The sequence below is a fragment of the Zongyangia sp. genome (assembly GCF_965361945.1).
The window spans coordinates 1-7,291 of the sequence record NZ_CBDTOK010000007.1 but is presented as its reverse complement, the minus strand read 5'-3'; the positions used below and the strand labels follow the sequence as shown (position 1 = coordinate 7,291).

Genomic DNA, 7,291 nt, shown 5'->3' with positions numbered 1-7,291 from the left:
GCTTAAGCTCTAAACTCCCACCGGCATAGCCGGCGGTTTTTGAAGCCCCAGCGACTTACCGCTGGGGCTTCTTTGCTAAAGCATAATCAAAAAGCAGCTTCAGATGAAGCTGCTTTTTATCATGGCTATTTTCCAAAAAAAGATACCGCCTGCTTCATCCGCTCCACAATGGGAACCGCAAAGGGACATCGTTTCTCACAGGCTCCGCACTGAATGCAATCCCCTGCTGTTTTTGTTAGGCTCTTATAGTGCTCGGCTACGGTAGGGGACAGCTTTCCTTCCGCCAAAACCATATCCAGATATTTGTTCACCTGTGCGATATCAATATGGGAGGGGCAGGGCAGGCAATGATTGCAGTACATACAGTGTCCGTTGAGACTAAACTTAGGAGTACCGGCTAAAACAGCAGTGTAATTCTTTTCTTCCTCTGGCATGGTTTCATAGCGCAGGGCCTCTTCAACCTCTTCAGGGGTCTGCATTCCTACCAGAACACTTGCAACCGCCGGACGGGTCAACGCATAGTGGATACACTGAGGTACCGTCAGCGCTTTACCAAAAGGTGACCGGGTTTCGTCCAGAAGTACACCGGCAGCCAGGCTCTTCATTACCGTAATTCCTACACCCTTTTCCTCACAGGCCCGATAAAGCTCACTGCGGTCTTTGTTCATAGTATAGGAACTGTCTCCTGCAAATAAATCATTTTTCACCATGAGAGGACCATTTTCCCCATCGTCTTCAATGAGGTCATAAGCCGGATTCAGGCTAAACAGAAGTACATCAATGAACCCCTCATCTACCGCTTTCTTGGCCACTTTGGGATTGTGGCTGCTCAGACCAATGTGACGGATCACCCCTTTTTCTTTTAGAGAAAGGGCATACTGATAGATTTCACCCTCAAAAACCGCTTTGTAATCATCAAAATTGTCGATCATATGCAGCATGCCAATGTCAATATAGTCCGTATTCAGCCGATGCAGCAGATCTTCAAAGAAAAACTTTACCTCGTCAATATTCAATGTCCGCGCATACTGATTGTTCTTCCAGATGGCTCGAAAATGCCCTTGGATGATGACCTGATCCCGTCTACCAGCAATTGCACGCCCGATATTGGTCCTGACATTGGGCTCCGACATAAAAATATCGATGATATTGACACCAGCGTCCAACGCTTTTTGAATAGATTTTACTACAATGGCAGCGTCTTTTCCCTCAAGATATTCTCCCCCATATCCTATTTCGGATACCTTGATTCCTGTATTCCCCAGCATGCGGTAATTCATAGCGCTTCTCCTCCCCAACTTGATAATTTCATTATAGCAAAAGGCCAGAGAGAGCACAAGGCGGCAAGCCATACAGTAGGCTCTATTTTCGATGAGTATAACCCACCTTATTTTATCGACAATTTTCTATCAATATTATATACTATACTTAGTTTCTATTCTAGCTGACGGAGGCGTTTGAGATGCAATTATCCATTGAAGATTGGATGAAAGACCTAACGGAAAAGTTAAAGCGGCAATTTGGTCAACGTCTCTTATTTGTGGGGCTACAGGGTAGCTATCAACGGGGAGAAGCTACAGCGGACAGCGATATTGATGCAGTCGTCCTGCTGGATACCCTGTCTTTCCAGGACCTTTCTCTTTACCGGGATATAATCCAACATATGCCCCACTCCAAACTTGCTTGTGGCTTTATCAGTGGGAAAGCAGAAATCCAGCACTGGCCATCCTATGATCTCTTCCAATTTGTCCACGATACCCGAGCATATTACGGTTCTCTGGAAGAGATTGTGGGGGATGTAGATCAATACGCCGCTGATGCCCTTCGTGTCGGCGCCGCCAATCTCTATCATGCTGCATGCCACAGTTATCTCTTTGACCCTCTTCCCTCCGAAAGCCTCCCGGGGCTCTGTAAAGGTATCTTTTTTCTCTTACAAGCTCACTATTTTCTTCTCTCTGGCCGGTATGTCTCTACCAAAGAAAACCTTTTCCCTTTGCTTGATGGCCCTGACCGGGAAATGCTCTCGCTGTGTATCCATCGTCATACACTGCCTTCACGGACCCAGAAAGAAATCGACCATGCATATGAGATGCTAATTCATTGGTGTTCCAAACAGATGCAAATATAACATGTAGTCTTTCATAGCTTATAAAAAGGAGGAAAATACGATGAAAGTCTTACTGCTTAACGGAAGTCCGCATGCCAAAGGATGTACCTTCACCGCACTCTCTGAAGTGGCAAAAGAGCTCGAAACACAGGGAATCCAAACGGAAATCCTACAGATCGGTACGCAGCCTGTCCGCGGATGTATTGGCTGCAGACGATGTCGGACTACCGGTCATTGTATCTTTGATGACGGCATTGTCAATTTGGTCATTGATAAAGCCGCAGAAGCTGACGGTTTTATTGTCGGTTCTCCCGTATATTATGCCTCTGCCAACGGCGCGCTCATTGCCCTACTCGACCGTATTTTCTATGCTGGCAGCAAAAACTTTGTTTACAAGCCAGCGGCAGCGGTTGTCAGCGCCCGGCGTGCGGGAACAACCGCCTCTTTTGATGAACTTAATAAATATTTTACCATCTCTCAGATGCCCGTAGTTTCCTCCCAGTACTGGAATATGGTGCATGGCAATACTCCTGACGAGGTACGGCAGGATCTGGAAGGCTTGCAAATTATGCGTACCCTTGGCAGAAATATGGCTTGGCTTCTCCGGTGTATAGAGGCTGGTAAAAAAGCAAATGTGTCCCTTCCAGAGGCAGAACCCCGTGTCGCCACCAATTTTATCCGGTAGTATTTCTAAAAAAGCGCCCTGTAGATCTACAGAGCGCTTTTTTAGAATTTATATGCAACGAGCGAGGCCGTGGCATTTTGCCACGGCCTCCGCGTCTTCTTATCTCTTCTTTCCTCCAATATATAAAGCCGCTCCAGCAGACACAGCCATCAAAATCAATGCTGCCATCAACTGGGTGCTGTCACCAGACTGCGGATTGGTCTTCTCGGGTACTGTGTCTGTACCGCTCTCTGTGTCGGAACCAGTCGGCCACTCCCAATCGCTGTCGCTGCCACCGGGAATCGATGGGTGATCGGGCAACGATGGCTGAGGCTCATCCTCAAGAGCTGGGATCTCCCACTCGATTACAATGTCTACCGGGGTCTCACCATCCAGAGATAAGGTAATCACTCCTGTAATGGAACCCGGATTTTCCACTGTAGCATTCACCTTTACAAATTCCTCCGACCAAGCAGCTGAAATTTCATTGTTGGTAATGACTCCTTCTACAACTGCCATGATCTGTTCTGCCGTGGTATCGTTAGACGGAACTATCTGTGCCAAGGCTTCTTCTGCTGCTGCTTTTGCCTCAGCCAATGTCTGCGGCTGCACAGGAAGCTTTGCAATCTCTTTGTCTATGGTAATGTCTACCGAATCGTTGCCAAGATACAGAGTAATGACGCCATCAATTTGTCCTGCGGCCTCCTCTGTAGCCTGCTGCATTGTAAATTCCTTTGTCCACTGGGCAGTGATCGCCTCATTTTCTATAGCAGCTGCTACTACCGCCATAATGTCTTCAGCGGTGGTATTATTGCTGACAGTCATCTGAGCCAGTGCCGCTTCCACAGCGGATTTTGCCTCATCTAGGGTTTGTGCTGCTTCCACAAAGGTTACTGTATAGGTCTTGGTAGTGCGGCCATCGCCGGAAGTTACCGTAATGTCCACAGAACCCGGCAGGGTATCTACAGGAGCACCAATGGTGACCGATGCATCTTGATGAGAGGCCTGTGCTGTCAATTCGGGAATCTCGTCTTCTGCCGGCACCTGTACCTCATAAGTCAGCGTATCCGGATCGAAGTCGGCGATGGGATTACCATCCAGAGAAATCGATGCCAAATCTGCGCTGGCGTAACCGCGGATATATTTTGCAAATTCTTCTGCAATGATGGCATAAGCTCCGTCATTGGGATGCAGACCATCGGGGAACCAATCCGGATGTCCGGTGGTAAAGGCGTTCATATCAATGACCTGCAGATCCTGTTCCTTTGCAATTTCCTTGAGGGCTGGAATAATGTAGTTTTCTAGGTTCTCCTGCCTACCCTCTGTCTGATAGCTGCGCATAGGAAGAACCATAAAAATCTTTGGATTGCTCTCAAGAGCCTTATATTCTTCAATCAGCGTTGTGTAGTCTTGTTTAAACAGCGCAGTTGACTCCGCGGGATTGCTGGGATTCCAGACATAATCATTCAGAGCGTCATTGGTGCCGATCATGATGATAGCGATATCCGGAGCAAAGTCTTTACCTTCCTGATAACGAGTGGTGGTCCAATAAGGATAGCCTTTTCCCTTGGTCACATTGGAGCCGCTAACGCCCGCATTTTTCACCTGATAGCTAACACCTAAAATTTTCTGGAGCTGTGCCGGATAGGAATAGATGTTTTCGTTGGAAGATCCTACACCCTGGGTGATAGAGTCTCCTACACAGGTGATACGCAGCGGACGTGTCAATTCCTCTATCCGCTCAACTGCTTCATTCAGGCGATCTACTCCCTCTACCAGCATCTTCTGAAGAGGTGTCAAGCTATCATAATCTTCTTTCAGCTGATCAACCGTAGCCTTATCCTCTGCAGTCAGGCTTTCAGAAAGATCGGCGATTCGATCTGAAATCCCAGACGCTGCATTTCTATCCGCATCGGTAATTTCCTCTTCCTTATATACGGTAACTGTATAGGGCCGCTCGTCTCCGTTGGCTGCCTTTACAGTGTAAACTACAGGGCTGGAGAAATCCTGAACACTGCCCGAAGACTTATCCACCGTTGCGGTATCCGGAATGGTAAATGTAGGCGCTAATTGGGTGACATCGGTTCCTGCCGGAACAATATAATAAAGCTGATCTCCCTCCACCAGGGTTGCGGAATGAGGCTCCAGAGTAAAGTTTGTCATCTCATTTGCGGAGGAGCCGATCCGCAGATATACATTTTGGAAATTGGCGACGGCATTAAAGGCCATGACGCCAACTCGGCCTGATGTATAATAATGATCGGTATTGACATCAGGAATATCGTCAAAAATCAGATGATCGTCAAAGTACATGGTAGCCTTGTTGTCTTGCACATCAAGACGCATGTGATAGGTCTTACCCTGTTCTGGGTACAGTCCCACCTCCTCAAAAGTCTTGATCGAAATGGTGGACATTTCATATCCAGGGAAGCGGAAAAACTTAAAGCATTGGGAAACGAGATCGCAGTTCACAACGTAGCTGCCGTCAGTGGCAACATTCGCGCCCTGCGCACGGAATACCAATCCCAAAGCTGTACCGCTTTCGATCGTCACATCTGCTTCCAGAGTAAAGTCGCCGTCCACCGACTGTGCCGCTGTAGAAAAGCCATCTCCATTGAGGCTGGTACCCTGATAACCAGTATCTACCTCCTGCCAAGTGCTGTTGGCATTTTCCCATCCAGAGAGATTGGTGTTGAAGGTTTTCGGGGTTGTATCGGTAAACTGAATATTGGAAAAGGTCGCTTCTGTCGCAAAGCTGGTAAAGCCGACATATCCCCCCACATAGCGTGGATAACTTTTCGTAGTTACGGGATTTTCCATGTCGTTAACATAAAACTCCAAATTCCCATTGACATCTGCAACCAGCTTCAGATGATTGGTCCCCTTTAAGGTATAATCGGGATCGGAGATGGGAAGATCAATGAGTAAACCTTCCGGATCAGTGTAGTCGGCCAGATTAAAGGCCCACAGACCCTCTTCCCTGATCTTCATGCAGCACCACTGATTGCCAGGGTTGTCCCTGTTTTTCACCCCAAACAATAAGCCGGCTTCGGCATTTGTAGTAGATTCAGACACAGTCATATCTGCTTCAAAAACAAACGCTTTTGCATATGTATCGGATACTACTACATTGTCTGCCGAACCAGGATTTCCTAGGGTAATCGTCCCATCACCTTCAGTGAATATACCTCCCTTAAAATTTGAAAGGCCATTCCCTGTGGAAGTAGAAAGATCTTCAAAAAGAATATCTGTGAATTTTGCCGCTGTATTAAACGCCATCAGTCCTACATTTCCACCTTTAAAGTTCGCATATTGGGTGGAAATAACCGGAGTAACCATATCGTTGACATAAACGCAAAAATTCTTATATCGGTCCACCGTCAACTTAATATGGACACTCGAAGGATTTACACCGCCAGGTACGGCTTTTGTAATATCAAGATTCTGCGCATCCTGTTCAAAAAACAGACGGACTTCCTGATCATTAATATGCACGCCACCCCAATATTGAGACGGGTTTGTTTTATCCCCAACGCCAAAAAGTAGGCCTGCGCCCTGTACACTTTCCTCTTGATAAGACATAACTGCCTCATAAGAAAAGGCTGTAGAAGACGCACTGGAAACTACAAAATTATTTGTAAAACCAGGGTTGTTAACTATCACAGCATTACCGTCCAAGGTGTAGTTCCCCGTCCAGCCTTCTGGGGCTTCAGAAGCGGCACTTGCCGACAACACCCCTCCCGGTAGAATGCTGGTCAAAGAAAACAGCACCGCAAAAAACAGTGTCAATACCCTGTATGTTTTGCGGTGCTGCCCTCTTTGCGTTCTTCTTCTCAACATATTTCTTCCCCTCATTCCTTTTCAAAAACGATCACTTTAAAAAAACGATTTTTCTGTATTATATCACTCATTTACTTTTTATACAAATTCCCTTATCCATATTAACTTGTATGGATAACCCGCTCTTTCTGCATAAAGATGTCCTGTTAATTTGCGAGTTTTATATGTTTTTATTTCCTTAAAAAGTAAAATTTGCTCTATTTTTCTATGTTTTTTCTTTTTCTTTCTTTGCTAATTTTTAATTATAATTTTTTATCAACTTTGTCCTTCAAAATGTCAGTACAAGTTTTATCACGATCTTTCCAAATTTCTCAAAGTAAATTCTCCAATTTTGCCAGAAGAAAAAATAAAAAATTTGAATCGTTACTTTTAAAAAAGTTAACCATCTATTATCTTTTTTTCTATAAGTCTACTTTTATTCTATTGATTTTACCAGCAGTCGCCGCCTATAATGAAGCAAAGAGAGGTGAGCATGTTGAAAGAACTTTCCATCGGAAAAATCATCTATGCTAAGCGCAAGGAGCTAGGACTCACTCAGGAAGAATTGGCAGAATATTTGGGAATATCAAAACCGGCGGTGTCCAAGTGGGAATCCGGGGGTTCACTTAGATAAAGATACCACACCAATCCCACGCTGACTTTTGCTCAACCAATACAGCCGGAGGGCTGGATAACAAGAA

At 45.8% G+C, this 7,291-nt stretch carries 4 protein-coding genes and 1 pseudogene; 3 read left to right on the top strand and 2 right to left on the bottom strand.

From position 1 onward, the window contains the following. Positions 1-125: 125 nt before the first annotated feature. A complete protein-coding gene (locus ACZ25G_RS00580; RefSeq protein ID WP_463681170.1) occupies positions 126-1,352 on the bottom strand; it encodes an aldo/keto reductase in 1,227 nt (408 codons plus the stop codon). A 110-nt stretch (positions 1,353-1,462) separates the two neighbouring features. Between ACZ25G_RS00580 and ACZ25G_RS00575 the strand changes: the two genes are divergently transcribed. Together ACZ25G_RS00575 and ACZ25G_RS00570 are read left to right on the top strand one after the other, a co-directional pair. After that, positions 1,463-2,128 (top strand): nucleotidyltransferase domain-containing protein, encoded by a 666-nt coding sequence (locus tag ACZ25G_RS00575; RefSeq protein ID WP_463681169.1) that lies wholly within the window; start codon positions 1,463-1,465, stop codon positions 2,126-2,128. A 40-nt stretch (positions 2,129-2,168) separates the two neighbouring features. Further along, positions 2,169-2,792, top strand: coding sequence for a flavodoxin family protein (locus ACZ25G_RS00570; protein WP_463681168.1), 624 nt, complete (start codon positions 2,169-2,171; stop codon positions 2,790-2,792). 99 nt (positions 2,793-2,891) lie between these two features. Here ACZ25G_RS00570 and ACZ25G_RS00565 read toward each other — a convergent pair whose 3' ends face one another. Next, positions 2,892-6,560 (bottom strand): GDSL-type esterase/lipase family protein, encoded by a 3,669-nt coding sequence (locus ACZ25G_RS00565; RefSeq protein WP_463681167.1) that lies wholly within the window; start codon positions 6,558-6,560, stop codon positions 2,892-2,894. A gap of 523 nt (positions 6,561-7,083) precedes the next feature. On the opposite strand from ACZ25G_RS00565, the pseudogene ACZ25G_RS00560 reads away from it, so the two are divergent. Then, a pseudogene (locus ACZ25G_RS00560) lies at positions 7,084-7,215 on the top strand (helix-turn-helix domain-containing protein); the annotation flags it as partial. Positions 7,216-7,291: the final 76 nt, after the last annotated feature.

Coding starts and splice junctions, on each gene's coding strand:
- ACZ25G_RS00580 (WP_463681170.1), bottom strand. CDS start 1,352: ATGGCTTGCCGCCTTGTGCTCTCTCTGGCCTTTTGCTATAATGAAATT.
- ACZ25G_RS00575 (WP_463681169.1), top strand. CDS start 1,463: ATGCAATTATCCATTGAAGATTGGATGAAAGACCTAACGGAAAAGTTA.
- ACZ25G_RS00570 (WP_463681168.1), top strand. CDS start 2,169: ATGAAAGTCTTACTGCTTAACGGAAGTCCGCATGCCAAAGGATGTACC.